We start from the raw sequence: 24,784 nt of genomic DNA on the forward strand, positions 1-24,784 counted from the left end.
CATTTTAATGCAAAGCACCAGCCTGATGCCCCATTATCGCTGTTCGAGCTCGTCCAGCTGCTGGTAGAGAGAGGCAATCTCGTGAATGCGCGGACGGCCTTTATCGAGGATCTCATGCAGAAAAGCGTTCGCCAGCAGGTTGATCAGGCTGTTGACCGATGAATAGCTGTCATAGGCCGAGACGCTGTCCAGCGGCGCGCAGAGCTGCCAGCTCGCCAGCGGAAACAGGCTGTGGGCCTGCGGCTCGCACATCAGCAGCACCGGAATGCCGCTGCTCTGAAGCTGCTGCATCAGCGGGCGGATAATGCGCGGGCGGCGGCGAAAGGCCATCATGACCACCAGGTCGTCGGGGGTTAAATCCACCAGCTCCTCGCTCAGGCTCTGCCCCGGCTGCGGCAGCACCAGCACCTGACCACGCGCCTGCAGCAGCTGCTGGCGCAGGTGCAGCGCCGCCGGATAGGCGTTACGCATACCGATAATGACGATGCGCCGTGCCTTCACCATGCAGGCCATGGCGTCGGCAAACTGCTGCGCGTCGAGGGCATTGACCCACTGAGTCAGGTTCGCCATCTCCTGCTTATAGTGGCGCGCCAGCAGCGTGTTGCCCTGCACCGCGTCGCGGTTATCGGTGAGCGGCATTCCGCTCTGGCGCAGGGTGCGCAGTTCGTCGCGCATGTCCTTATATTTCTCATAGCCCAGCCGCTTAAACAGACGGCTGACCGTCGCTTTTGATACTCCGCTCAGCTGCGCCAGCTCGGCGCTGTTGTAGCTAATCAGGTCGTCAAAATGATCGAAAATAAAATCCGCCACCCGCTGCTCCTGCGGCGACAGCGACGGATATTGTGCCTTCAGACGTTCATCCAACTGTTCCATAGCGCCTCTGTAACTTTTGTTTCATCACATTGTACCTTTTATGGTACGTATTCATTATACATGCCAGTTTACTGAAACTTTTCTTTCAGAACTGGAACAGCTTTTGCAGCGCCTTGTGACCTTCAGGGTTATGAGGACTCTCTATGCACAGTAATGTCTCCACACGCGGGATGGCCGTTGCGCCCCACCATCTTGCCAGCCAGAGCGCGCTAGCGGTGCTGCGCGAAGGCGGCAGCGCCATTGAAGCAATGGTCGCGGCTGCGGCCACCATCGCCGTGGTTTATCCGCACATGAACGGTCTCGGCGGGGACGGCTTCTGGCTCATCGTTCCCCCGCAGGGTGACCCGATCGCCATTGACGCCAGCGGCGCGGCCGGCTCTCTGGCAACCCTTGCCGCCTACGATGATGTGGCGCAAATCCCCCATCGGGGCCCCCGCGCGGCGCTGACCGTCGCCGGAACGGTAAGCGGCTGGGACGAGGCGCTTAAGGTCTCGCGCGAGATGACCGGCAAGGCGCTGCCGCTGGCCCGCCTGCTGGCCGACGCCATTGACCATGCGCAAAACGGCACGCCGGTCACGCCGTCGCAGGCCCATGCCACGGCGAGCAAATTCGACGAGCTGAAAGATATCCCCGGTTTTGCGGAAACCTGGCTGGTGAACGGTAAGCCGCCAGAGGTCGGCAGCCGCTTTTATCAGCCGGCCATGGCGTCTACCCTTAAACGCCTGGCGGAAGACGGTCTGGACAGCTTTTACCGCGGCCCGCTGGCGGACGTGCTGGCGCACGGCATGGAGACGCTGGGCCTGCCCGTAACGCGGGACGATTTACACGCCCACGCCGCCCGGCGCACCGCGCCGCTGAAGCTGCAGCACCAGCAGGGGGAGATCTTTAACCACGCCCCGCCGACGCAGGGGCTGGTTTCGCTGGCGATACTCGGCATCACCGATCGGCTGAACATGGCGGAGGCCGACGACGCCGACACTATTCACCGCATCGTTGAAGCCACCAAGCTGGCTTTTGGCCTGCGCGATGCCCACATCACCGACCCGCGCGAGCTAAAAACCGATATTCAGAACCTGCTTGACCCCGCGGTCCTTCAGGCGTTAGCCGACAAGGTTGACGACAGCCGCGCCGCCCCGTGGGGTAGCGGCAAAGGCCCCGGCGACACGGTGTGGATGGGCGTGATGGATAGCAGCGGCCTTGCCGTGTCGTTTATCCAGAGCATTTATCACGAGTTCGGCAGCGGCGTGGTGCTGCCCGATACCGGCATCGTCTGGCAGAACCGCGGCGCGTCCTTCAGCCTCGATCCCAATCATCTTCTGGCCCTCGCGCCGGGCAAACAGCCTTTCCACACCCTGAACCCGGCGGCGGCGCGTCTTAAGGACGGGCGCGTGATGGTCTACGGCTCAATGGGCGGCGACGGGCAACCGCAGACCCAGGCCGCGCTCTTTACCCGCTACGCGATCCAGGGCGTGCCCCTGCAGGAGAGCATCTCCCGCCCGCGCTGGCTGCTGGGACGCACCTGGGGGCAAACCTCGGACACGTTAAAGCTTGAAGGACGCTTTACCGCTGAAACGGTCGCCGCGCTGCGGGCGCGGGGGCATGAGGTGGAACGCTTCCCGGACTTTAGCGAAGCCATGGGCCACGCGGGGGCGATTGTCCGTCACCCCAACGGGCTGTTCGAAGGGGCATTTGACCCGCGCAGCAACGGCGCGTCCGCCGGATTCTGAGGAGAAAACAATGACGACACCACAACCCGACTGGCAAGCCTATCTTGCGCAAATGGAGTCCGTGCTCGGCGTGGCGCTGGACGATACCCGCCGCGCCGAGCTGCAGCTGCAGTTCAGCCGCATTGCCACCCTGGCCGCGCCGCTGATGGCGCTACCGCTCGACGACCGCCTGGAGATTGCAGGAGTGTACAAAGCATGAGGCTACACGAGATGAGTATCGGCGACATTCAGCAGGCGCTCAGCGCAGGCGAGCTGAGCGCCCGCGACATCGCCCGCCAGACGCTGGAGGCGATTGCGCGCGTTAACCCGCAGATCGGCGCCTGGACCGCGGTGACGGAAGAGCGCATGCTCGCCGAGGCCGGAAACATCGATACCCTGCGGCGCGAGAAGCGCCCCCTCCCGCCGCTGGCGGGCGTGCCCTACGCGGTGAAGAACCTGTTCGACGTTGCCGGCCATACCACCCTCGCCGGGGCCGAGCTGTTCAGCCAGCGCCCTGCCGCAGCCGCTGACAGCTTCGCGGTGCGCCAGCTGCGCAGCGCGGGCGGGCTGCTGACCGGCATGGTGAACATGGACGCCTACGCCTACGGCTTTACCACCGAAAACAGCCACTACGGCACGACGCGTAACCCGCACGACCTCGCGCGCATTGCGGGCGGCTCGTCCGGCGGTTCGGCCGCCGCCGTGGCCACCGGGCTGGTGCACTTTTCGCTCGGGACCGACACCAACGGCTCGATTCGCGTTCCGGCGTCCCTGTGCGGCATCTATGGCCTGAAGCCCACCTTTGGCCGCCTGTCGCGATCCGGCAGCCATCCGTTTGTCGCGAGTCTGGATCACATCGGCCCCTTTGCCCGCCGGGTGTGCGATCTGGCGTCCGTGTACGACGCGCTTCAGGGGCGTGACGGCAGCGACGGTTTTCAGGCTGAGCATCCGCGCGAGCTGACGCGTCCCCTGCTCGACCGCGGCCTGGAGGGCCTGCGCTGCGCGGTACTGGGCGGTTATTTCACCACCTGGTGCAACAGTGACGCGCGCGACGCCGTGGCGCGGGTAGCGAAGGCGCTCGACGTGCAGAATGAGCTGCAGTTCCCGGACGCCGAGCTGGCGCGCGCCGCGGCGTTTATCATCAGCGCCTCCGAAGGGGGAAACCAATACCTGCCCGCGCTTCGCCGCGAGCCAGAGCGTTTTGAACCGCACTCCCGGGAACGGTTGCTGGCCGGCGCAATGATCCCCTCCGCCTGGTATATTCAGGCCCAGCGGTTTCGCGCGCACGCCCGGCAGGCATTTAAAACCCTCTTCGCGCAGGCCGACGTGCTGATCGCCCCGGCAACCCCGCGCAGCGCCACGCTGGCGGGCGAGCAAACCATGGAGATTAACGGCCAGCCGCTCCCCATTCGCGCCAGCATGGGCATGCTGACCCAGCCGATTTCGTTTTTAGGTTTGCCCGTGACCACCGTTCCGCTGCGCACCGCGCAGGGCGCGCCGATTGGTCTGCAGCTGATTGCCGCGCCGTTTAACGAGCAGGCCTGCCTGCGCGTCGCGCGCGTCCTGGAAGAGAGTGGAATCACCGATGCGCGCGCGGCGGAGGTGGCAGCATGATGAATCACGATGACATTAACCTCCCGTGGGTGGTTGCAGAGGTGACGGCCTCGTTTTACCGCTATGAAGACGCCCTGGTGAGCAACAACGTTGCGGTGCTGGACGAGCTGTTCTGGCACGACAAAAACACGGTGCGTCTGGGGGCGGGTGAAAACCTGTACGGGATTGATGAAATCCGCGCCTTTCGGGCGGCGCGCCCGTCCGCCGGTTTACAGCGGACGCTGCGCCACACAGTGATCACCACCTTCGGTGAGGATTACGCGGTGTGCAGCACCGAATTTACCCGCGAGGGGACGGAACGCATTGGCCGCCAGCAGCAGACGTGGGTGCGGTTTGCTTACGGCTGGCGGATAGTGGCGGCGCAGGTGAGTTTGATGGTGTAACGCTGAAAAACCTGCCCGGTGGCGCTGCGCTTACCGGGCCTACAATGTCCCGTATGCTCTGCGGGTCCTGTAGGCCGGGTAAGGCGCAGCCGCCACCCGGCAAAACACGGCGCAATTATTTCTGAAACGGATGCACCTCCCGCCAGTGGTCAGCAATCTGCTGGCGGGTACAGACCCACACCCGCTCGTGCTGCTGCACGTAATCCAGGAACCGCTGCAGCGCGCGAAAACGCCCCGGACGCCCGAGCAGGCGGCAGTGCATGCCGATGGACATCATCTTCGGCGCGCTTTCCCCCTCTTCGTACAGCACGTCAAAACTGTCCTTCAGATAGGTATAAAACTGCTCGGCGGTATTAAACCCCTGAGCGGTGGCGAAGCGCATGTCGTTCGCATCCAGCGTATAGGGCACAATCAGGTGAGGTTTGCGGGTGCCGTCGCTGCAGGCCACTTCCGTCCAGAAGGGCAGGTCGTCGCCGTAGTAGTCGCTGTCGTAGTCGAAGCCGCCGTGTTCCACCACCAGCTGACGCGTGCTGGGGCTGTCGCGCCCGGTGTACCAGCCGGTTGGCGGCTTGCCGAAGAGGTCGCTCAGAACGTGCACCGCTTTATGCAGGTGTTCGCGCTCCTGGCTGATATCCATGTTCTGATAGTGGATCCAGCGCCAGCCGTGACTGACCACGTCGTAGTCCGCCGCTTTGATAGCCTCAACGATCTCCGGATGACGCGCCAGCGCCATCGCCACGCCGAAGACCGTCAGCGGCAGGCCGCGCTTTTGAAATTCACCGTGGATCCGCCAGAACCCGGCGCGGCTGCCGTATTCGTAGAGCGAGTCCATCGACATGTGTCTGTCCGGGTAGCTGGCCGCGCCGATGATGTCCGACAGGAACTGCTCCGACCCGGCATCGCCGTGCAGAACGTGGTTTTCCGCCCCCTCCTCATAATTGAGCACAAACTGCACCGCGATGCGCGCCTGATTCGGCCACCGCGCGTGCGGCGGTTTGCCCGCGTAACCGCGCAGATCCCGCGGGTAATCCTGTTCAAAAAGCCCCATGCCACCCCCAAAATTTAAAATGGATTCAATGCCTGAAATTGTCCGCTTAACGCTTTTTTCTCCGGGAACGCCAGGTCCCCGTGCTTGCTGGTCGACAGCCCCAGCGCCACAAGCGATTCCACCATCTTTACCGCCGCACTGACGCCGTCGATCACCGGCACGCGCAGCTCGCGCGTCAGCTCCTGCGCCAGCGTCGCCATGCCGCCGCAGCCCAGCACGATGGCGCCGCAGCCGTCCTCTTTCAGCGCCTGTATACAGCGCGCGCGCACTTTCTCCTGCGCCAGACCGGAGCCGTCCTCCAGCGCCAGCACCGGGAGATCGATAGCGTGCAGCGCCGCGCAGCGATCGTGAAAGCCATACTGGTGCAGAAGATGGCGGGCAATGATCAGCGTGCGCGGCAGCGTGGTGACTACCGAGAAGCGCGTCGCCACCAGCGTGGCCATATGCATGGCGGCTTCGGCGATGCCGACCACCGGCCCCTGCGCCAGCTCGCGCGCCGCCAGCAGGCCCGGGTCGCCAAAGCAGGCGATGACGTGACCGTCCACGCCCTGCTCTCTGCCGAGCTTGACCTGTTCGAGAACCCCCACGGCGGCGATGGCCTCGTCAAAGTGGCCCTCTATAGACGGCACGCCCGCGCTCGGGCAGACCGCGAGAATTTCCGTGCCCGGTGCCGCCACCGCGCGGGCCGCCGCGCCGATGGTTTCCGTCATCGCGAGGCTGGTATTGGGGTTTATGACTTGTATACAGACAGAGGACATTACGACTCCTTGTGGCCGGCAAACAGCCGGGCAAAATCAGGCAGGCACTCGCCCGCACGCTCGAAGCAGAGGCTGGCGACGATATGTTCAAAATGGTGCATGAGGGCATCGCTTAGCGGCTGGAGCGCCTTCTGGCGCAGCAGATCCACAAGCTGTTCGTGATCGTTGCAGCGACAGCCCTGACGCCACGGCGCGCCCCAGGTGGCAATCACCAGCGAGGAGCGCTGGCTCAGGCCGGTCACCATCTCCGTCAGCACCTGGTTGCCGGAGATCGCCTGCAGCTGAATATGGAAATTGGCAGAGTGGCGGATCGCCGCCGGGCCGTCGTACGCCTCGTGCGCCTGCTGCTCCTGGCGAATAATGGCTTCCAGCGCGGCAAGGTGCGGCGGCTGACAGTGCGCCAGCACGTCCGGCAGGTTGGCGACCTCCAGCAGCGCGCGGGTGCGGAAGATGTGCCGCGCCTCTTCAACCGTCGGGCTGGCCACGTGTGCACCACGCTTGGGCGTTAAGGTCACCATTTGCACAGCGGCGAGTCGCTGAAGCACCTTGCGGATGCCCGTGCGGCTCACGCCAAAGACCTCGGCCAGCGCCTCTTCCGGCAATTTACTTCCCGGCAGCAGCTGATGTTCGACTATCGCGGTCATCAGCGCCTGAAAGATCGATTCATCTTTGTCATGCAGGTCTGGCGCGGTCTGCAGGGCATTTATATTGTTCATTAACCACTCCGTCTTTTACTTTTCGTTATCGAATCGTATACATAAAAATAAAATATTGCATACAAGATTTATTATTTTGGCCTGGATCCTGCAACACCGTCTGCACTCCCACTTAACGGGTTTTCATTCACAGGAGCAGGTTTCATGCCAAACAGTCAAAACGCGCAGCAGGGTACGGCCGCTGATTCCGGTGCGGTTTACAGCCCACGTCTTTGCAATGAGGATCTGGCACCGACGCGTGACCAGAACTGGAGCTGGTACAACATCTTTTCGTTCTGGATGTCGGACGTCCACAGCATGGGGGGTTACGTTGTCGCCGCGAGCTTCTTTACGCTCGGGCTGGCAAGCTGGCAGGTGCTGCTTTGCCTGCTGGTGGGGATTTGCATCGTGCAGCTGTGCGCCAACCTGGTGGCCAAACCGAGCCAGATGGCGGGCGTGCCCTATGCGGTGATCAGCCGTCAGGCCTTTGGCGTCTTTGGGGCCAATATTCCGGCGGTGATCCGCGGCCTTATCGCCTTTGCGTGGTACGGGATTCAGACCTATCTGGCCGCCAACGCCCTGATGCTGGTGGCGCTGAAGTTTTGGCCGTCGCTCTCTTCGCTCACCACCGGCGCGTTCCTCGGCCTGTCGCACCTGGGCTGGATCTGCTTTGCCATCATGTGGGTCCTGCAGGCGATGGTCTTCTGGCACGGCATGAGCGCCATTAAGCGCTTTATTGATATCGCCGGTCCGGCGGTCTACGTGGTGATGCTGGCCCTCGCAGGCTGGATTGTATACAGGACCGGTTTTGACGGGATCTCCTTTACCCTCGCCAGCAAATCCCTGAGCGCGGGCGAGCAAACCTGGCAGATGATCACCGCGACCGCGCTGGTGGTTTCGTACTTCTCCGGCCCGCTGCTCAACTTTGGCGACTTCTCCCGCTACGGGAAAAGCATGGGGGAAATACGCCGCGGCAACCGCTGGGGTCTGCCGTTTAACTTCCTGCTGTTCTCCATCGTCACCGTGGTGATTGTCTCCGGCACCCAGTCGCTGTTTGGCCGCATGATCACCGACCCGATTGAAACCGTCAGCCGCGTGGGTAACGATCTGGCCGTGGCGATTGGCCTGCTGACGATGATCACCGCCACCATTGGGATCAACATCGTGGCGAACTTCGTCTCCCCGGCGTTTGATTTCTCTAACTGCTCGCCGCAGAAGATCAGCTTCCGCACCGGGGGGATGATTGCCGCCGTCGGCTCGATCCTGCTCACCCCGTGGAACCTGTTCAACTCACCGGAGCTTATCCACTACACCCTCGACGTGCTTGGGGCGTTTATCGGCCCGCTGTTCGGCATTCTGATTGCCGACTTCTACCTGATTAAACGCGGCAAGGTATCGGTCGACGATCTGTTCGATGACACGCCAAAGGGCAAATACTGGTACCGCAACGGCTTTAACCCGAAAGCCATTGGCGCGCTGATCCCATCCGTTGCCGTCGGTCTTGTGATTAGCTTTATCCCGGGCCTGCATGAGGTGGCGAACTTCAGCTGGTTCATCGGCGTCTTCCTCGGCGGCGTCACCTATCGCTGGCTGGCGCGGGAAGAGCGCGAGACGGCAGGCGCGACGTCGTTCAGCTCCCGCGTGGCGACGCAAAAAGAGTAACCTCTCCTTTCGGGCCGCAGCTTATCTGCGGCCCGTTCATTCTGGCACCGTTCTTGCTGAGCCTTATCACCCCGTGATGTACACAATAAGGCAGGAACCATGATGGATTACCAGACTGCGATCCGCGGCGCATTTTTTGACATTGCCCAGGTCTGCGACAGCGCAGACGCGATTGCCCGGCACGCGCGCTATCTTGAGGACGGGGTGCTGTTTATACAGAACGGAAAAATTCTGGCGCACATGGCGTGGCAGGAGGGCGAGCAGTATCTTGACCCTCATAAAGGCTATACCGACCTGCGCGGTAAGCTACTGCTGCCCGGTTTTGTCGACACCCACGTCCATTACCCGCAAACGGAGATGATCGGCGCCTTTGGCGAACAGCTGCTGGAGTGGCTGACCACCTACACCTTTCCGGTTGAGAGCCAGTTTGCTGATGAAGCCTACGCGAAAGAGATCGCCGAATTTTTCATTCAGCAACTGGTGAGCAACGGCACCACCACCGCGCTGGTGTTTTGCACGCTGCATCCGGAATCGGTCGAGGCGCTGTTTACCGAAGCCCTGCGCCTGAACATGCGCCTTATCGCCGGCAAGGTGATGATGGACAGACACGCGCCGGACTACCTGAGCGAAGACGCGAAGCAGAGCTACCGGCAGACGCGGGCGCTGATCCAACGCTGGCACCACCGGGGGCGGCTGGGCTATGCCATTACGCCGCGCTTTGCCCCGACGTCATCCCCCGAGCTGCTCGCCGCGGTCAGCCTGCTCAGAGAGGAGTTCCCGGATACCTGGCTGCAGACCCATCTGAGCGAAAACCCTAACGAAGTGGCCTGGGTGAGCGACCTCTGGCCGGAGCACGAGCGCTATCTGGACGTGTATCACCACTACGGCCTGACCGGCGAGCGCAGCGTGTTTGCCCACGCGATTCACCTTCACCACAGCGAGTGGCAGTGCCTGCATGACACCGGTTCGGCGGTGGCGTTTTGCCCCACCTCGAACCTGTTTCTCGGCAGCGGGCTGTTTCGCCTGCCCGCCTGCTGGCAGCACCGGGTGCGGATGGGCATCGGCACCGACGTCGGTGCGGGCACCACCTTCAGCATGCTGCGCACCCTGGGGGAAGCGTACAAGGTCGGTCAGCTTCAGAGCTACCGCCTGCGCGCCAGCGAGGCATTTTACCACGCCACGCTGGGCGGCGCGCACGCCCTCAGGCTCGACGATAAGATTGGCAACTTCGCGCCCGGCAAAGAGGCGGATTTTGTGGTTATCGACCCCGACGTGACGCCGCTGCAGCGCCTGCGCAACCGCCGCTGCAAGGATATTTACGAGCAGCTTTTTGTGCTGATGACTTTGGGCGACGAGCGCAACATCAGCGAGACCTGGGTTAACGGCGAGCGGGTATGGTCAACTGCCCCGGTAGGTTGACCACCCGCCAGGCGCAATCACAAACGGCAGGTGGAAGTGCTCGTCTGCCGTTTCTCCCGTCACAAAATCAATTTGCGCGCAGGGGTAGAGCGTGTCGCGACCGGTGTCGCGAAACCACGCGCCGATCTCCGCCACCAGCCGGTAACGGCCTGCGGGCAGAGAGGGAACGAATGCGGGGATACGCCCCTGCGCGTTGGTCACGCCCGTGGCGAGCGTCTTCCCCTCCTGCTGGAGATAAACCGTCACGCCCTGCGCCGGTTTGCCCGTCGAGATATCCAGAATATGCGTGCTTAACGTACTCATTCGCTAATGACTCCTTCCAGCCGTAGCAGCGTTATTTCCCGCAGCTGTTCCAGCGCGGCACGGACTTCCTGCGCGTTGCTGTTCTCCAGCCGCGCGTGCAGCGCCTGTAAAATGTCTTCACCGCTGCGGCCCTTCGCGCGGATCAGAAAGACCCGTCCAAAGCGGGCTTCATAGCGGGCATTGCCCTCGCGCAGCGCCTGGGCAAGGGCGGCATCGCGGTCATTCACCGCGCCCTGTTCCTGACGCGACAGCGCCGCCTCCGCCCCTGCGCCCGCGGGCTTATCTCCGATGCGCGGATGCGCACTAAGGGCTTGCGCGAGCGCCGCGTCGTCCCAGCGCTGCGTCAGGGCGTGCGCCGTGAGGAACAAGGCGTCCCGGCTCGGGTAAGGCCGCCCGCGCACCAGCGCGTCGGCCCAGCCCGGGATCGCCACGCAGGGATGGAGCAGCGCCACCGCGTCGGCGTCCGGAAGATGATTAAAGTCGTGCAGTGCGATCATAGCGTCTCCTGTGTTGTCCTTTCCCGGGTCGTTGCACAAAGCACGCCACTCTTGCCGCAGGGGTGAAACAGTTGATTCCGGATGGGTAAACCGGAAATTTTTGATTCATAAAAAGGCACGCTCACCGCGTTTGCGCACCTTAGCAGTGCAAATGCCCCTCCCACAACGCCGTTTTCCCCGCTCTGCAGCCTGGTACGCAAATTGCTGAATGACGTTACACCCTGCAAAAGGAGAGAAGCATGAGAGCAATCGTCATTGGCGCGGGTATTGGCGGCCTGAGCGCCGCCGTCGCGCTGAAGAAAGCGGGCATCGACTGTACCGTATTTGAAGCCGTAAAAGAGATCAGGCCCGTCGGGGCGGCCATCTCCATCTGGCCTAACGGCGTGAAATGCATGCAGCACCTCGGCATGGGCGACATCATCGAGACCTACGGCGGGCCGATGCGCTTTATGGCCTACAAGGATTACTGGCGCGGCGAGACCCTGACCCGCTTTAGCCTTGCCCCGCTGGTTGAGCGTACCGGCGGGCGACCCTGCCCCGTTTCGCGCGCTGAACTCCAGCGCGAAATGCTGGACTTCTGGGGGCGCGACAGGGTGCAGTTCGGCAAGCGTGTGGAACACGTTCATGAAGACGACGCGGGCGTGAGCGTGACCTTCACCGACGGCACCATGGCAACAGGCGATTTTCTGATTGCCGCTGACGGCAGCCACTCGGCGGTTCGCCCTTACGTGCTGGGCTACACCCCGGAGCGCCGCTACGCCGGATACGTGAACTGGAACGGGCTGGTGAAGATTGATGAAGAGATTGCCCCGGCGCACCAGTGGACCACCTTCGTTGGCGAAGGCAAACGCGTGTCGCTGATGCCCGTCTCCGGCGGTCGTTTCTACTTCTTTTTTGACGTGCCGCTGCCCGCGGGCCTGGCAGAGGATCGCACCACCCTGCGCGCCGACCTCACGGGCTACTTCCGCGGGTGGGCGCCGCCGGTGCAAAAGCTTATCGCGGCGCTCGACCCCGAGACAACCAACCGCATTGAAATCCACGACATTGAGCCGTTCGACAGCCTGGTGCGCGGCAACGTCGCGCTGCTCGGCGATGCCGCGCACAGCACCACGCCGGACATCGGCCAGGGCGGCTGTGCCGCCATGGAGGATGCCGTGGTGCTGGGTCAATGCCTGCGCGAAAACCACAGCGTGACGCTGGCGCTGCGGCAGTACGAAGCGCTGCGCTGCGACCGGGTGCGCGACCTGGTGCTGAAGGCGCGTAAGCGCTGCGACGTCACCCACGGCAAAGACATGGCGCTGACGGAAGCCTGGTATCAGGAACTCAAAGAGGAGACCGGCGAGCGCATTATCAACGGTCTGTGCGACACCATTCAGGGCGGCCCGCTAGGCTGAACGAGGGATAATGATGAAAAGAGAACCGACTCCACCCGCCCACTGCACGTTTGAGCCAGAGGACTGGCTGCGCCTGGCGAAATGCTGGCATCCGGTCGCGCGCTCCTGCGACATCGGCCCGGCGCCGGTTAAGGCGACCCTGCTGGACGAACAGCTGGTGATTTACCGGATCCACGACCAGGTCGTGGTCGCCCGTGACGTGTGCCCGCACCGCGGCGTGCCGCTGACGCTCGGCTTTCACGACGAGCACGGCATTATCTGCCCCTATCATGGCTTACGCTTCGGGGAGGACGGGCGCTGCAACCGCATTCCGTCCAGCCCCGACCAGCCCGTTCCGGCGAAGCTGAACCTGATTAACTATGCCGTGGAGGAGCGCTTCGGCCTGATCTGGACCTGCCTGGCGTTTGATGCGGAAAACCCCGCCCCGCTGCCCACCATGCCGCACTGGGATGACGACGGATTTCAGCAGATCAACTGCCCGGCGTTTGAGGTGAATGGCTTTGCCGGGCGTCAGGTAGAGGGGTTTCTGGACGTGGCGCACTTCGCCTGGATCCACACCGATACCTTTGCGGATCCGGATAACCCGATCGTGCCGGCCTACCAGCCGCAGGAGACGCCGTTCGGCTTCGTGGCGGATTACTGGAGCTCGGTGAGCAACTACCCCGCCAGCTCGGACGTGCAGGCACCAGAAGGCTTCCAGTGGTTACGCCACTTTGAAATGCACCTGCCGTTTACCGCCACCCTGACGATTCATTTTCCCGGTGAATCCCGGCTGGCAATCATGAACGCCGCATCGCCCGTTTCATCACGCGTGACCCGCATGTTTGCCCCTATCGCCCGCAATTTTGACCTGCATATTCCGGTGGAGGATGTACATGCCTTTAACCTGCGCATCTTTGAAGAAGACCGCCTGATGGTCGAAACCCAGCGTCCGGAAAACCTGCCGCTTGATCTCACCCTGGAAGCCCATATCCCGGCGGATAAAAGCTCGATTGCCTACCGTCGGGGACTGAAGAAGATGGGCTTCGGCGATTTTTTCCTAGTCTAACGGAGGCACGTGATGAGCACTATACTGAGCGTTATCGTTGACGGGCTGTGGCGCGAGGGCGACAAAAGCCTCGCCGTCAGGCTGGTGGCCGAAGACGGCGAAGCGCTGCCGGCGTGGCAGCCCGGCGCGCACGTTGACGTGCACCTGCCCTGCGGGGTTATTCGCCAGTACTCCCTGACCGGGGCTTGCGAAGATGAGGGCTATCTTATCTGCGTGGGGCGGGAAAGCGCCTCGCGCGGCGGGTCGCGCTACGTTCACGAGACGCTGCGTCCCGGGCAGAAGCTTATGATATCGACCCCGCGCAACCTGTTTCCGCTTCGTCAGGCAGAGCGGGTTTTGCTGCTGGCAGCGGGGATCGGCATTACGCCGCTGTATGCGATGGCCCTGCATCTGAGAGCCGCCGGAACGCCGTTTACGCTGCACTACTACGTCAGAAACAGGAAAAATGCGGCGTTTGCCCGCGCGCTTTCCGGGTGCGATGAGTGCGTCATCCATACCGACAGCCCGCGCACCGGGCTGGCAGAGCATCTCCCGGCGGCCGAGGCGGGGCTTCACGCCTGGGTCTGCGGACCCACTGGCTTTATGGATAAAGTGCGTGAAGTCGCCACGGCGAAAGGTTGGGATGACGACCATCTTCACAGCGAGGCGTTTCAGCCCGCAGCCCCTGCCGCAGGCGGTGAAACCGGCGAGATCTTTACGGTCAAACTGGCCTCCACCGGGGAGCGCTGGCCTGTGCCTGCCGATAAAACCATCGCCCAGGTGCTGCAGGAACACGGCGTGGAAGTTCCCCTCTCCTGCGAGATGGGGATCTGCGGGGCCTGCCTGACGCCGGTAATCGACGGCGTGGTGGATCATCGGGACAGCGTGCAGTCAGAGGCGGAAAAAAGCGCGCCGGACCAGCAGGTAGCGCTGTGCTGTTCGCGGAGTCATTCCGGGGAGCTGGTGATCGGGCTGTAAACCACCTGCACAGTCTTTCTTGCCGGGTGGCGCTGCGCTTACCCGGCCTACATTGCGCAGACTTTTCAATTGGTTGCACGTTTTATTGTAGGCCCGTGCAGGCGTAGCGCCGCCGGGCGACACTCACAAATCGCACTTTGCCAGCCCGTAAACGGGCTCGCTATCCTGCCACGCGTACTCAATATGACTGGCCTGCTCGCGCGCCAGTGCTGCATCGCCCTGTAATCGCGCCGCCAGGGTAAAGGCAAAATCAAACACGTTGCCCAGCCCACGGCCGCTTAGCAGATTGCCGTCCTCCACCACGTCGGCATCGACGTAAATGCCATCGCTGACCGTTTTCCACAAATCGCCGGAGCAGACATAACGGCGCCCCTTGAGCAGTCCGTTTCCCCCCAGCACGCGGGCGGCGGCCGAGCAAATCGGGCAGATATATTTGCCCGCGTCATCATGGCGGCGAACGAAGGCAATCACCTCCGCGCTTTTCGCCAGGTTGACGCTGCCTTCCGGGCCGCCCGGCAGCACCACGGCGTCAAAGGTCCGATCGAGGCTGGCCTTCAGGGTGCTATCCGCCACCATTGGGATGGCGTGATAGCTCACCACTTCGCGACGCTCGCTGCAGGCAATTGTCTGCACCGTAATATTCAGGCGGCGCAGGATATCGATGGTGACAATCGCTTCCCCCTCTTCAAAACCGGGGGCTAATAGCACGGCTACGCTTTTCATCTTGCTCTCCATTGCTTAAGGGTTACCAGTACGGGTGCCAAATCTGCCGCAGCCGCGCAAGCAGCTCAAGATAGAAATAGTCCCCCCAGCTACAGCACTGATCGACGCCCTTACCGCTGCCCATATGGTAAACCGAGTGCTGCAGCAGCCCTTCGGTCGGATCGTCGTCGTGAGCAAGGTAGTTATCGGTCAGCGACTGCGCAATACGCAGCGCCATCTCCTCATAATACGCGCGGTTTACGTCGAGCGTCGGCAGCGCCTTGACCAGCTCCAGCAGGCCGCAGGCGGCAATCGCCGCCGCTGAACTGTCGCGCACGGCGTCGGTACCGAGCAGCGCCAGATCCCAGTGGCAAACGTCATCTTCCGGCAGGCGGTTGAGGAAGTAATGCGCCAGGCTGCGCGACAGCTCAACCATCTGCTTATCGCCGGTGTGCTGATAGCTAAGCAGGAAGCCGTAAATGCCCCATGCCTGGCCGCGCGACCAGCACGAGGTATCGCTGTAGCCCTGATGGGTGTTGCCAAAGCGCGGCTCGCCCGTCTGCACGTCCATATACCAGGTGTGATACGTCGAGGCATCCTCACGCACGATATAGTTCGCTGCCTGCCCGGCGTGAGCCGTCGCCGCCTGCGCATAGCGCGGATCCCCGGTCTGTTCGCTGGCCCAGTACAGCAGCGGCAGGTTCATATTGCAGTCGATGATCATTCGCCCCTGCTGCTCCGGGTCGTTTAAGTCGCCCCACGCCTGAATAATATTGGCCGTCGGGTTAAAGCGTTCCATCAGGCGATCGGCAGCCAGCAGCGCCGACCGGCGAGCGGCTTCGTTGCCGGTGAGCCGCCAGGCGCTGATGCAGGAGAGCGAATAAAGGAACCCGAGATCGTGCGTTGCGGTGTCGATACGCTGCTCAATGCGCCGGGCGAACGACGGTAAATAGCGCTCGGCGGCTTCGCGATAGTGCGCTTTGCCGGTCATCTCCCACGCCAGCCACAGCTGGCCAGGCCAAAAGCTGGTGGTCCACTCCACGTTATCGGTGCGCGGCCAAACGCCCTTCTCGCAGGCTTCGCCGGGGAACTTATCGCCGAAGGCGACAATATTGTTGTCGAGCTTGCGCGTTACGCGGGTTAAGGCCGCTTCCAGCTTCTGGCTCAGTGCCAGGCGATCGACCTGATGCAGTTCGATCGGCCGCAGCGCTTCGGTGATAACAGATTTGGTCATAACAACTCCTGAATTAATGTTTGGCCGGTTCAACCGGGGCGGTATCTAAAGCCGGAGCAAAAGGTCGTGAGGCATCGCGCGTCGACTGGCAGCGCGACAGCGTAAAGGCGGAAATCAGCGTAAATATCAGGGCGCAGCAGCCCATCAGCAGATAGGTATGCTCAAAGCCTATCCTGTCGTACAGGTAGCCGGCTGGCGGAGCGACCACAATTGAGCCAACGTAAATCATCGCCTGGTAGCCCAGCAGGTACATCGTGGCGTTAACCCGACGATGGAAATGCTCGGCGATGTATTTGAAGACCGAAATCAGCAGCAGCGCGATCTCGACGCCATAAAACGGTTTGATGATGGAGATAACAATCGGGTCGCTGGTCAGTCCGGAGGCGATCAGCCGTGCCCCTACCACGCAGCCGCAGAACAGCAGGCCGCGCTTCGCGCCGTAGTGGTTCACCAGCCACGGGATAAACATCATCATCACGAACTCCATCCCCGACTGGACGGTGCTCAGGTAGCCGTACCAGGCATTCCCCTGCTCTTTGGTGGCGAAGAACGACACGAAGTAGCGCGGGAACTGCTGTTCGGCGATAAACATCATCCACGCCACCCCGGCGACGTAGAGGCTGAACATCCAGAATTTGCGGTTTTTCAGCAGCATCAGCACGTCGGCAAAAACGATCTTATTGGCGGAGATGACGCTGTTGTTGCGCAGCTGCTCATCGCCGATTTTGAGGCTGATCAGCACCAGCAGCATCAGCACCGAGGTACCGCTGCTGAGCAGAAAGTTGGCCAGCGGCGTGAAGTTAAACAACAGCCCGGAGACCGAGGCCGCCATCGCCCAGCCCAGCGAACCCCACATTCTGATGCGGCCAAACTCCAGCCCGTACAGGCGGCTAAAGCGGTCGGCGTAGGATTCAGACGCCGCCACGCCGGCGTACCAGCCCAGGCTCAGATACAGCGCGCCGATGATAATCCCCGCCATCGCATGGCTTTGCAGCAGCGGCTGGTACACCAGCGCGAAGAACGGCGCCATCAGCGCAGAAATGGCGCAGACAAAATAGAGCAGCCACTTGCTCATGCCGATTTTGTCCATGATGTAGCCGTACACCGGTTTCAGGACCACCGCGAAGACGCCGTTGATGGCGAACACGCTGCCGATGGTGACGCTATCAAGGCCCACTTTCTGGCTCAGCCACAGGGCGTACAGGCCAAAGCTGGATGACCAGGTGAAGAAGTAAAGAAAAACAAAGGTACTCATTTTGTACTGCGCGGCGCGTACGGACGATGATGTGCTCATAGGGATGCCTCCGGGGCCAGAACGAGCGTTGTTTCCTGTCGTGCCGTCACGAAGCGTACCGCGTCATCGCTCATGAAGGCCTGCGGGCAGCATTGCGGATCGAAGTCGGCGGCGTTTCCCGCCCACACCGCGCTTATCAGCAAATGCGTGCCGGGGTCGAGCTCGCCGCGCAGCAGCGGCACCGCCGCGCGCTCGGCGAACAGCAGATTACTGTTTGGCGGCGTCAACACCGTCTCGCCGCGGCGGGCGTGCGGATGTAAACAGAAGATGGCCGAGACGTCCTGGGTACTGCGTAACCAGCAGGCGCCGTCACTCTCGTGTGCCTGCGGCTGCGGGCGGTTTGCCAGGCTAAAGCCCCCCTCCGCGCAGTCCAGCGCGCGCCGGGTATTGATACGATGGACGCGCAGCTGCCAGTCGCCCAGCGCCAGCAACCAGCTCTCAATCACCACGTCACGCCACGGCAGCCAGCGGCTGTAAATGGTGCCGTCAGCGGTGACCACGTGCTGGCATTCGCGGCGGCCACGCCAGTAGTTGTCCTTTTCGGCCAGCAGCAGCATCGAATCGGGCGCGGCATGGTTCAGGCCGTAGCGCCCGCGTTCAATGGTGAAGCCAAAGCGGGTGGAATAGGCAAACTTGCAGTATTTCGCTTCGGTATTCACAAAGTTGTTCAGCTCCAGCTGGCCGGAAGTCAGCATCCACAGGTGATCGGCCTGATGCACCACCACCTGATCCGCGTGGGCTATCGTGTGCTGCGCGGGCAGCGGCGGCAGAGGCTGCTCAGCCGCCTGCCAGAAGGCATCGCCCTCGTCTAATGCCAGCACCAGCAGGGTCTTCAGGCCCCAGTACGGCGAACCCGGCGCGTTGTAGTCTTCCGCCATCGCCAGATTCGGGTAGCTGTAGCCAACGCTCAGCACGCCGTCGCGGTCAAACATCGGCTGCTTCAGCCACCAGCGCAGATGGCGCAAAACGATGCCCTTGATCACGCCGGGGGAAAAGACCTCCAGCCCGGCGAAGGCCGCCGCGCTCCAGAACGCCGCCTCGGCAAAGCGGTAGGTCAGGCTACGACCAAACGGGATCGCCGCGCCGTCTTCGGCAAAGAAATGAATGAAGTCAGAGGAGAAACGCTCGGCCCGCTGACGCAGCGTTGCACAACGCTCTGGATCGACATCGGCCATGAGCTTCGCGTAAATCAGGCCATAGAAATGGAAGCCCATCGAGATGTAATAGTCGCGCGGCCGGCCCGGACCATCGGAGTACCAGCCGTCGCCAAGATAGTAGTGCTCCATGGCAGCAAAATGGTCTTCCAGCGCCTGCGGGTTGGTGGGCATGCCGCAATAATGGAAGCCGACCTGAACCAGAATCGGAAAGAAGTGCCAGTTGTTATCGGGGATATCCTGGGTCTCGCACTGCTTCAGCCAGCGCCATAAATTCGCTTTTTCCGCCTCAGTGAAGTGTGCCAGTACGGTATCACCCGCCAGCGCCAGCAGCAGCCCGTAGGCCGCCATCTCGACAATTCGCTGATCGTAGGGCGCGACGTCGCCCCAGTAATCGGCATGCTGCGGATTAGTGCCGTTTTTTATCGCCTGTAAGTAGAAAGAGAAGCGCTGCGGCTCACTGCCGCCGGCCAATAGCGGCGTCACGCCCCACAGCAGGCGGGAAAAGGTTTCCATACTCGCGACCTGCTGGCCGTAGTGAGCGGTAAAGTTCGCTAAATCAATGCGGCTGGCGTCTTTTTTAAAAAAGGGCGCCACCGTGTTCAGCATGTCGTTGACCAGCCGTTGCACCTCTTCCCGGCTTGTCAGTGGGTTATCCAGCTTAATGTTTTCAGGTTGCACAGGGTCCTCCCGCATTACACGAGGGTAGAGATAAGTTATTGTTATTAGGCTTTTTTAAAGCCACGCGTGCGACGTCTGAATGAAGAGTAACTGCTTTTATTCCCGGCGCTGAGTGAGCGGACTCACAAAATTAAACCGCCATTTCATTTTTGCTGGATTTTGTCGATCGGGAGGGGGATAAATTACAAATGATGGCCTAAAAATTTAAATCTGTTGTCCTGGAGGCAAAATGGGTGAAACGCAGCTGCTGGAACGTATTACGCTCGATCGGCAGGCCATTTCTTTTAACCGCATGTACACCACCAGCGCGATTTACTACCACTGGCATCAATGCGTTGAATTGCTCTATATCTCCAGCGGCTACGGCATCGTGGTGGTGGATAATCAGCACTACACCGCCCGTCCGGGGCGATTATTTATCTTCCCGCCCTTCCGTTTGCACAAAGTGCAGGTCGATCATAGCGATAAAAACCCCTATCACCGCACCACCATGCACATTGAGCAATCGGTCGTCGAAAGTGCGCTCAGCGCCTTCCCGCGCCATCAGGCCCGGTTCGCCGCGCTGGCCGCCAGCAATCTGCCGGCGCAAATTTACGATCTCAGCGAGCACGCGGCGTTTATCGAGAGGATCCTTGAACAGTTTCAGTGCCTGGAGGGCAACGAGCAGACCGTGGCCTGCGAGGTGGCATTTCTGGTGATGCAGCTCATGACGTTTCTGCCCGAGCAGCCGCAGCCCTACCCGCCGCGCCAGCAGACCGTCGCCTCGCGGATTATGAGCTGGGTCGAAGCCCACTATGCCAGCAAGTTTTCGCTCGACCAGCTAGCCCACGACCTGGGGCTTTCGCGCAGCTATACCTCACGAATTTTCCGCCAGCAGACCGGCGGTAGCATCCACGAATACTTGCTGACCCGGCGGATAAAAAGCAGCTGCGATCTCTTGCGGTACAGCGATGAGAGTATTGACGCCATTGCGCTGGCAGTTGGGTTTAGCGAGGTAACCTATTTCATTACCTGCTTTAAAAAGATGATGCGCCAGACGCCGCTGCAGTATCGACGAAGTCACCTCAGCGCCAGAACGTCCTGTTCCTGTATTTGAACGTCATTAACAGATCGAAAGGGGTTTTCTGTGCATAAAAAAACCCAGGTCGCATAACGACCTGGGTTTCAAATTTGGCGGAAGCGTAGAGATTCGAACTCTAGAACCCTTTCGGGTCGCCGGTTTTCAAGACCGGTGCCTTCAACCGCTCGGCCACGCTTCCAAAGTGAGGCGCACTATAAACATCTATTAGCGCCTTGTAAAGCAGGAATTTTTCTATTTTTACCCACAGGCGTTTGACTGCGCAAAAAGTCACCCGGTCGCTTCCCCGGCCAGCGTCTCTGACTCTTGTACATACCGTAACACAGCAACGCTCATCCTTTTAAATCGCTCTGGTATAGAATGCCCAAAAAAATAAACGGCCATTTGTTGTGTAATTGTCATAAATCTGATTACTCACAGATTGTAGAAATTACTGCCATGTAGTCTTACTGGTTGATGATGAAAATCAAAAATACGCTTTGCTTACATATCCTGATGGCGACCCTGGCCATATTGTTTCTCTGTGTTCATCCGTTAGTGACGAGCGTCAACCCGCCGCTCACCTTCCAGCCGCTGATTAAATCAATGGCGGGCACGCCTAAAGAACAGGCGGAAAAAATTGCCACCATTTCTCATGCCTTAGAAGGAAATGCTATTTTCTTCATTGGCGCCTCTGAGGTTGCCACCTCAGAAGATGAACATTACGCAGTATATAATTACTTTAATAAGCAATTGCATAAACCCGTCGTGGCGTATGGCGATGCGTTTGTGGATGACGAAACGCAATTTTTACTGTTCTCACGTTTTAAAAATAGCCTTAACGCAAACAGTAAAGTTGTTTTACTTCTGGCACCCGACAGTTTTTATTCAAAAGGTCTGCCCCCTGCTATCTATGCAGATAATTTCCCGAGTTCTGTTTTTAATCCTCTGATGAAGGATCCGCAGGCGCGTCCGTTACTGGTTAATTATTTAAAACATATTGATGCTAAAGAGATAAGCCATTTAACCTTTAGCCAAATGCGCGTCTTTGGCTGGCATCCCGGTCTGATGTGGGACGAGCTGAGTTTCCAGTTTGCCAACATCTGCACCCTGATTAAAAACGACTGGCTGGCCCTGCTCCACGTGACGCCCGAGGCGGTACGTCCCTGGCCGCAGCAGCCCATAGCCCACATTGCGCCTGACTGGGATAAAGAGCTGGCGAATGCGCGCGAGTTAAATAAAAAACGCCAGCAGAGCGCGGCCACCCTGTGGATGGACAAAACGATTTACGAAGAGGACGGTAAGCCGCAGCAGTGGGATGACACGCCGGTAGTGCCTGCGCAAATCACCGCGTTCAGAAAAACCGTCCAGCTGCTGAAAGCGCGTCACGTACAGGTCATCGCTATCGTCGACCCGGTCAACCCCTGGGCGCTTTACAATACCGATACCTTCCGCCCGGTGGATAAGCAAATTAAAACCATTCTGGAAGAGAGCCAGATCCCTTATTTAGATATGTACGCAATGCCTTATCAGAATGGCTGGAACTGGGATCGTTTGCACCCTTCCGAACTGGCCTGGGTTCCTATGATTCGCTTTATTGCACAGAGCTTTAAATAATGAAAATCGCGATCCGTCTTTTTTTCCTTTATCTCCTGCTGGCGATCACCATCGTCGCGTGGACCTCTGTCGATGACAGCATGAGTATGCAGCTGCATTTTGAATATCAAAAGTTCTGAGGCCGAATGATGTACAGCTCAGGCATGTTTTTTCTCTATTTGTTCTCATCCGCTCTGGCGTTTACGCTGGTTAATCGCGTATTGCGCCATCGCCTGACCGGGCTGTCGGCGCTGTCGGTACTGACGGCAGTCGGCTGGGGCTATATATTTCAGAGGGATTATATTGTCCCCGCGGCCGTTTTTATCACTTTTTATATGCTCGCGACCTTTAAAGAGAAAGGCTGGTTAAAAACCTGGCAGGCAATCATTTTAACGCTGCTGCCCTTATTTTTAGTGAAGCTGCATTTAAATAACCACTGGGGAATGATCGGCCTCTCATTTATGACGTTCCGCGCGGTGGACGTATTGCTCTATCGCAGCAAAAAAGAAGGTCAGAATTTCCTGCACTATTTCTGCTATCTGTTTATGCCCTTTATTATCCTGGCCGGCCCAATGTACCGCTGGCGGACATGGATGAGCGACGTCAGCAAGCCCGTATTTGCCCTTAACCGCGAGCAGTTTTTAGTGGCGTTAGAGCAGATCGTTACAGGTATTATCCAGAAGTTCCTGTTTGCCATGCTTGTCGATACGTTCGTTGTACAGCCGTGGAGCCATAAGCCGTTTACGCTGGCCGTGGGCGTGGTGATGTCAATTGCCTATAGCGCCTACCTCTACTTTGATTTTGCGGGTTACAGCAATATGGCCATCGGTGCAGGCCGCTTATTCGGTCTGAACATTCCGGCAAACTTCAATATGCCGCTTCTGGCAAAGAACCCGCAGGATTTCTGGCGCCGCTTCCACATCAGCCTGTCTGAATGGCTGCGCGATGTGGTCTTTATGCCGGTGTACATGAACCTGATGAAGTTCAACTTTTTCCGCCAGAACAAAACGCTGGCGCAAAATATCGGTATTTTTTGCACCCTGTTCTGCATGGGCGCGTGGAATGGCCTGGAGCGCCATTATGTCATCAGCGGCGCGCTGTTCGGCGCGATTTCCGTCGCACATAACATGCTGCTGTGGTCAGCCAAACGCAGCCCGGCGTTACACCGGGGATTGCAGTATCCGGCTGTTGCGTTTTTAGGGCGAATTCTGACGCTGGGAAGCGCCGCGGGATCCCTTTACATCTTCAGTGGAATGTCACCTCTATGAAAAATCACTCCGATCTTCAGGAACTGCAGGATTTCTTGCGTGCGGCATTATGCGACCCGGCCTGTCCGCAGCAGCTGGCCATCAGCGGCAGCGACGAAGCCTTAAGCTGGCTACAGCTTTCTGCTGCCGTGACGGACTGGGCGCAGCGCTATCAGCGTTGCCAGCCTGCTGCAGGTACGCCGGTTGTACTGTACGGACACCAGCAGGCCGAGTTCGCCGTGGCGATTTATAGCTGCCTGCTGCACAACATTCCGTACATCCCGGTGGACTGCATTTACCCGCAGGAGCGCCTTCGCGAGATCTGCCATCTGGCCAGTGCCCCTTACTATTACGACGTCGCGACCCGGCAGTTCATCGCCACCGGTGAAGCGGGCAAGGTGCTTGAGGAGCAGGATCTGGCCTATATCATGTTTACCTCAGGCAGCACCGGGAAGCCTAAGGGCGTGCAGATTGGGCGTGAAAGCGTATGGCACTTCATGAAATGGGTCAGCCAGGACTTCTCACTGCCGGAAAAACCGGTACTGATGAACCACGCGGTTTTCAGTTTTGACCTCTCCCTGATCCCTTTGCTGGCGAACCTGGCGATGGGCGGACACATCGTGCTGAACGCCAAAGAGGATATTCAGAAAGAGAACTGGCTGGCGCGACTGAAAGCCAACGCGGTCTCAGCCTGGGTTTCTACCCCCTCTTTTGCTTACCAGCAGCTGCTTTCCCCTCAGTTCAACAGTGAGTATTTGCCGGCGCTCAACGTCTTTATCTTCATTGGTGAAGTGCTCAATAAGGCGCTGGTTAAACAGTTACGCCGCCGTTTCCCGCAGGCCAAAATCATTAACTCCTATGGCCCAACGGAAGCGACTATCGCGACAACCGTGGTTGAGATAACGGATGAGATCCTCAACAGCGACAGCGCCGTGCTGCCGGTGGGGGTCATGATGCCTGAAAGCAAAATGGAAATTTCTCCCGAGGGCGAGCTGATTATCTGGGGTAAAAACGTCATGCGCGGCTACCTCGGCCTGCCGCAGGAGAACGCGGAAAAATTACTCCGTCGGGAAAATGAAGCGTTTCGCGGCTACCGGACCGGCGATCTGGGCTATGACGCGGGGCTTATCTATTGCCAGGGGCGCAACGATAGCCAGGTCAAGCTGAATGGCTACCGTATAGAGATCAACGAGATTGAAAACCGCCTGCTGGCCATGTCCGGCATCAGCGAAGCGGTGGTTCTGCCGCTGATGAAATCCTGCGGCAGCGTGCTGCGCATTGCCGCGTTTTGCGTGACGGAGCTGGCACCGGATGCGATCAAAACCTCGCTGTCGAAGGTGGTTCCGCACTACATGGTGCCTTCACAAATTATCGTAAAAGACGCTTTGCCGCTGAACCCTAACGGCAAAATTGACCGCAAGCTGCTGGACGCTTACGCCCGCACAAATTAATGACCCCAGGA

General features: G+C 59.9%; 22 protein-coding genes, 1 tRNA gene and 1 pseudogene. 13 read left to right on the forward strand and 11 right to left on the reverse strand.

All coding sequences use genetic code 11. The annotated features are described in order from the left end of the window. Positions 1-33 precede the first annotated feature (33 nt). Positions 34-873: a MurR/RpiR family transcriptional regulator HpxU gene (hpxU, locus tag ABR39_RS10170; protein ID WP_047346836.1), complete on the reverse strand. Its 840-nt coding sequence runs from the start codon at positions 871-873 to the stop codon at positions 34-36. 143 nt (positions 874-1,016) lie between these two features. Here hpxU and hpxW point away from each other — a divergent pair, with 143 nt between their 5' ends. From hpxW to hpxZ, 4 genes are read left to right on the forward strand one after another with little or no spacing between them, the layout of a single operon-like run. Beyond that, positions 1,017-2,600, forward strand: a complete 1,584-nt coding sequence (gene hpxW, locus ABR39_RS10175; protein ID WP_047346837.1) for an oxamate amidohydrolase — start codon at positions 1,017-1,019, stop codon at positions 2,598-2,600. 10 nt (positions 2,601-2,610) lie between these two features. Then, entirely contained in the window at positions 2,611-2,799 is a 189-nt protein-coding gene (hpxX, locus tag ABR39_RS10180) for an oxalurate catabolism protein HpxX (protein WP_047346838.1), read from the forward strand. Beyond that, the gene (locus ABR39_RS10185) at positions 2,796-4,193 is read left to right on the forward strand and encodes an AtzE family amidohydrolase (RefSeq protein WP_047346839.1); all 1,398 of its coding nucleotides are present in this window, start codon (positions 2,796-2,798) and stop codon (positions 4,191-4,193) included. Before hpxX ends, ABR39_RS10185 begins: the two co-directional genes overlap by 4 nt. Beyond that, on the forward strand, positions 4,190-4,576 hold the full coding sequence (gene hpxZ, locus ABR39_RS10190) for an oxalurate catabolism protein HpxZ (RefSeq protein ID WP_047346840.1): 387 nt from the start codon (positions 4,190-4,192) through the stop codon (positions 4,574-4,576). The genes ABR39_RS10185 and hpxZ overlap by 4 nt, the downstream gene beginning before the upstream one ends. A gap of 115 nt (positions 4,577-4,691) precedes the next feature. Here the strand turns inward: hpxZ and puuE are convergent, their stop codons facing one another. The 3 genes and pseudogenes from puuE to ABR39_RS10205 all read right to left on the reverse strand — a co-directional run bounded on the left by puuE (position 4,692) and on the right by ABR39_RS10205 (position 7,098). Next, entirely contained in the window at positions 4,692-5,591 is a 900-nt protein-coding gene (gene puuE, locus ABR39_RS10195; RefSeq protein ID WP_240477067.1) for an allantoinase PuuE, read from the reverse strand. Further along, a pseudogene (gene hpxA, locus ABR39_RS10200) lies at positions 5,509-6,382 on the reverse strand (allantoin racemase). Before hpxA ends, puuE begins: the two are co-directional and overlap by 83 nt. After that, positions 6,382-7,098, reverse strand: a complete 717-nt coding sequence (locus ABR39_RS10205; RefSeq protein WP_047346842.1) for a GntR family transcriptional regulator — start codon at positions 7,096-7,098, stop codon at positions 6,382-6,384. Before ABR39_RS10205 ends, hpxA begins: the two are co-directional and overlap by 1 nt. Positions 7,099-7,242: 144 nt before the next feature. Here ABR39_RS10205 and ABR39_RS10210 point away from each other — a divergent pair, with 144 nt between their 5' ends. Next, positions 7,243-8,739 (forward strand): NCS1 family nucleobase:cation symporter-1, encoded by a 1,497-nt coding sequence (locus tag ABR39_RS10210; RefSeq protein ID WP_047346843.1) that lies wholly within the window; start codon positions 7,243-7,245, stop codon positions 8,737-8,739. Positions 8,740-8,841: 102 nt separating this feature from the next. Then, on the forward strand, positions 8,842-10,158 hold the full coding sequence (gene guaD, locus ABR39_RS10215; RefSeq protein ID WP_047346844.1) for a guanine deaminase: 1,317 nt from the start codon (positions 8,842-8,844) through the stop codon (positions 10,156-10,158). Here the strand turns inward: guaD and uraH are convergent. Beyond that, positions 10,138-10,461 (reverse strand): hydroxyisourate hydrolase, encoded by a 324-nt coding sequence (gene uraH, locus ABR39_RS10220; RefSeq protein WP_047346845.1) that lies wholly within the window; start codon positions 10,459-10,461, stop codon positions 10,138-10,140. The two genes, guaD and uraH, sit on opposite strands and share 21 nt — an antisense overlap. Beyond that, a complete protein-coding gene (gene uraD, locus ABR39_RS10225) occupies positions 10,458-10,958 on the reverse strand; it encodes a 2-oxo-4-hydroxy-4-carboxy-5-ureidoimidazoline decarboxylase (protein WP_047346846.1) in 501 nt (166 codons plus the stop codon). The genes uraH and uraD overlap by 4 nt, the downstream gene beginning before the upstream one ends. A 239-nt stretch (positions 10,959-11,197) precedes the next feature. Between uraD and hpxO the strand changes: the two genes are divergently transcribed. Genes hpxO through ABR39_RS10240 form a run of 3 tightly spaced genes read left to right on the forward strand, consistent with a single transcriptional unit; the run spans position 11,198 to position 14,357 of the window. Beyond that, on the forward strand, positions 11,198-12,352 hold the full coding sequence (hpxO, locus tag ABR39_RS10230; RefSeq protein WP_047346847.1) for an FAD-dependent urate hydroxylase HpxO: 1,155 nt from the start codon (positions 11,198-11,200) through the stop codon (positions 12,350-12,352). 10 nt (positions 12,353-12,362) lie between these two features. After that, positions 12,363-13,400: a molybdenum cofactor-independent xanthine hydroxylase subunit HpxD gene (gene hpxD, locus ABR39_RS10235; RefSeq protein WP_047346848.1), complete on the forward strand. Its 1,038-nt coding sequence runs from the start codon at positions 12,363-12,365 to the stop codon at positions 13,398-13,400. Between the two features lie 12 nt (positions 13,401-13,412). Then, positions 13,413-14,357 carry a PDR/VanB family oxidoreductase gene (locus ABR39_RS10240; RefSeq protein WP_047346849.1) on the forward strand — a complete coding sequence of 315 codons (945 nt, stop codon included), beginning with the start codon at positions 13,413-13,415 and terminating at the stop codon, positions 14,355-14,357. Between the two features lie 123 nt (positions 14,358-14,480). Here the strand turns inward: ABR39_RS10240 and ABR39_RS10245 are convergent, their stop codons facing one another. The 4 genes from ABR39_RS10245 to ABR39_RS10260 are packed head-to-tail and all read right to left on the reverse strand — an operon-like array spanning position 14,481 to position 19,422. Further along, positions 14,481-15,080 carry a DJ-1/PfpI family protein gene (locus tag ABR39_RS10245; protein ID WP_047346850.1) on the reverse strand — a complete coding sequence of 200 codons (600 nt, stop codon included), beginning with the start codon at positions 15,078-15,080 and terminating at the stop codon, positions 14,481-14,483. A 22-nt stretch (positions 15,081-15,102) separates the two neighbouring features. Continuing rightward, positions 15,103-16,293, reverse strand: coding sequence for a glycoside hydrolase family 88 protein (locus tag ABR39_RS10250; RefSeq protein WP_047346851.1), 1,191 nt, complete (start codon positions 16,291-16,293; stop codon positions 15,103-15,105). A gap of 13 nt (positions 16,294-16,306) precedes the next feature. Continuing rightward, the gene (locus ABR39_RS10255) at positions 16,307-17,587 is read right to left on the reverse strand and encodes an oligosaccharide MFS transporter (protein WP_047346852.1); all 1,281 of its coding nucleotides are present in this window, start codon (positions 17,585-17,587) and stop codon (positions 16,307-16,309) included. Then, complete coding sequence (locus tag ABR39_RS10260) at positions 17,584-19,422, reverse strand: DUF2264 domain-containing protein (RefSeq protein WP_047346853.1); 1,839 nt, start codon at positions 19,420-19,422, stop codon at positions 17,584-17,586. Before ABR39_RS10260 ends, ABR39_RS10255 begins: the two co-directional genes overlap by 4 nt. 229 nt (positions 19,423-19,651) lie before the next feature. Here ABR39_RS10260 and ABR39_RS10265 point away from each other — a divergent pair, with 229 nt between their 5' ends. Next, the gene (locus ABR39_RS10265; protein WP_047346854.1) at positions 19,652-20,518 is read left to right on the forward strand and encodes an AraC family transcriptional regulator; all 867 of its coding nucleotides are present in this window, start codon (positions 19,652-19,654) and stop codon (positions 20,516-20,518) included. A gap of 75 nt (positions 20,519-20,593) precedes the next feature. On the opposite strand, the gene ABR39_RS10270 is transcribed toward ABR39_RS10265, so the two are convergent. After that, a tRNA-Ser gene (locus ABR39_RS10270) sits at positions 20,594-20,681 on the reverse strand. Between the two features lie 278 nt (positions 20,682-20,959). Here ABR39_RS10270 and ABR39_RS10275 point away from each other — a divergent pair. From ABR39_RS10275 to ABR39_RS10285, 3 genes are all read left to right on the forward strand, one after another. After that, on the forward strand, positions 20,960-22,096 hold the full coding sequence (locus ABR39_RS10275; protein ID WP_047346855.1) for a D-alanyl-lipoteichoic acid biosynthesis protein DltD: 1,137 nt from the start codon (positions 20,960-20,962) through the stop codon (positions 22,094-22,096). A 128-nt stretch (positions 22,097-22,224) separates the two neighbouring features. Further along, positions 22,225-23,343 (forward strand): MBOAT family O-acyltransferase, encoded by a 1,119-nt coding sequence (locus tag ABR39_RS10280; protein ID WP_047346856.1) that lies wholly within the window; start codon positions 22,225-22,227, stop codon positions 23,341-23,343. Further along, positions 23,340-24,773, forward strand: coding sequence for an AMP-binding protein (locus ABR39_RS10285; RefSeq protein WP_047346857.1), 1,434 nt, complete (start codon positions 23,340-23,342; stop codon positions 24,771-24,773). The genes ABR39_RS10280 and ABR39_RS10285 overlap by 4 nt, the downstream gene beginning before the upstream one ends. Positions 24,774-24,784 lie beyond the last annotated feature (11 nt).

The organism is Enterobacter genomosp. O (assembly GCF_001022965.1).
Lineage (GTDB): Bacteria > Pseudomonadota > Gammaproteobacteria > Enterobacterales > Enterobacteriaceae > Enterobacter > Enterobacter cloacae_L.

Bases quoted from the DNA above. Each gene is read 5' to 3' on its own strand.
- ABR39_RS10275 (WP_047346855.1), top strand. From the start codon at position 20,960: ATGAAAATCAAAAATACGCTTTGCTTACATATCCTGATGGCGACCCTG.
- hpxD (WP_047346848.1), top strand. From the start codon at position 12,363: ATGATGAAAAGAGAACCGACTCCACCCGCCCACTGCACGTTTGAGCCA.
- ABR39_RS10265 (WP_047346854.1), top strand. From the start codon at position 19,652: ATGGGTGAAACGCAGCTGCTGGAACGTATTACGCTCGATCGGCAGGCC.
- hpxX (WP_047346838.1), top strand. From the start codon at position 2,611: ATGACGACACCACAACCCGACTGGCAAGCCTATCTTGCGCAAATGGAG.
- ABR39_RS10245 (WP_047346850.1), bottom strand. From the start codon at position 15,080: ATGAAAAGCGTAGCCGTGCTATTAGCCCCCGGTTTTGAAGAGGGGGAA.
- ABR39_RS10255 (WP_047346852.1), bottom strand. From the start codon at position 17,587: ATGAGCACATCATCGTCCGTACGCGCCGCGCAGTACAAAATGAGTACC.
- uraD (WP_047346846.1), bottom strand. From the start codon at position 10,958: ATGATCGCACTGCACGACTTTAATCATCTTCCGGACGCCGACGCGGTG.
- ABR39_RS10240 (WP_047346849.1), top strand. From the start codon at position 13,413: ATGAGCACTATACTGAGCGTTATCGTTGACGGGCTGTGGCGCGAGGGC.
- ABR39_RS10185 (WP_047346839.1), top strand. From the start codon at position 2,796: ATGAGGCTACACGAGATGAGTATCGGCGACATTCAGCAGGCGCTCAGC.
- ABR39_RS10210 (WP_047346843.1), top strand. From the start codon at position 7,243: ATGCCAAACAGTCAAAACGCGCAGCAGGGTACGGCCGCTGATTCCGGT.
- uraH (WP_047346845.1), bottom strand. From the start codon at position 10,461: ATGAGTACGTTAAGCACGCATATTCTGGATATCTCGACGGGCAAACCG.
- ABR39_RS10280 (WP_047346856.1), top strand. From the start codon at position 22,225: ATGTACAGCTCAGGCATGTTTTTTCTCTATTTGTTCTCATCCGCTCTG.
- hpxZ (WP_047346840.1), top strand. From the start codon at position 4,190: ATGATGAATCACGATGACATTAACCTCCCGTGGGTGGTTGCAGAGGTG.
- guaD (WP_047346844.1), top strand. From the start codon at position 8,842: ATGGATTACCAGACTGCGATCCGCGGCGCATTTTTTGACATTGCCCAG.
- hpxU (WP_047346836.1), bottom strand. From the start codon at position 873: ATGGAACAGTTGGATGAACGTCTGAAGGCACAATATCCGTCGCTGTCG.
- hpxW (WP_047346837.1), top strand. From the start codon at position 1,017: ATGCACAGTAATGTCTCCACACGCGGGATGGCCGTTGCGCCCCACCAT.
- ABR39_RS10250 (WP_047346851.1), bottom strand. From the start codon at position 16,293: ATGACCAAATCTGTTATCACCGAAGCGCTGCGGCCGATCGAACTGCAT.
- hpxO (WP_047346847.1), top strand. From the start codon at position 11,198: ATGAGAGCAATCGTCATTGGCGCGGGTATTGGCGGCCTGAGCGCCGCC.
- ABR39_RS10285 (WP_047346857.1), top strand. From the start codon at position 23,340: ATGAAAAATCACTCCGATCTTCAGGAACTGCAGGATTTCTTGCGTGCG.
- ABR39_RS10205 (WP_047346842.1), bottom strand. From the start codon at position 7,098: ATGAACAATATAAATGCCCTGCAGACCGCGCCAGACCTGCATGACAAA.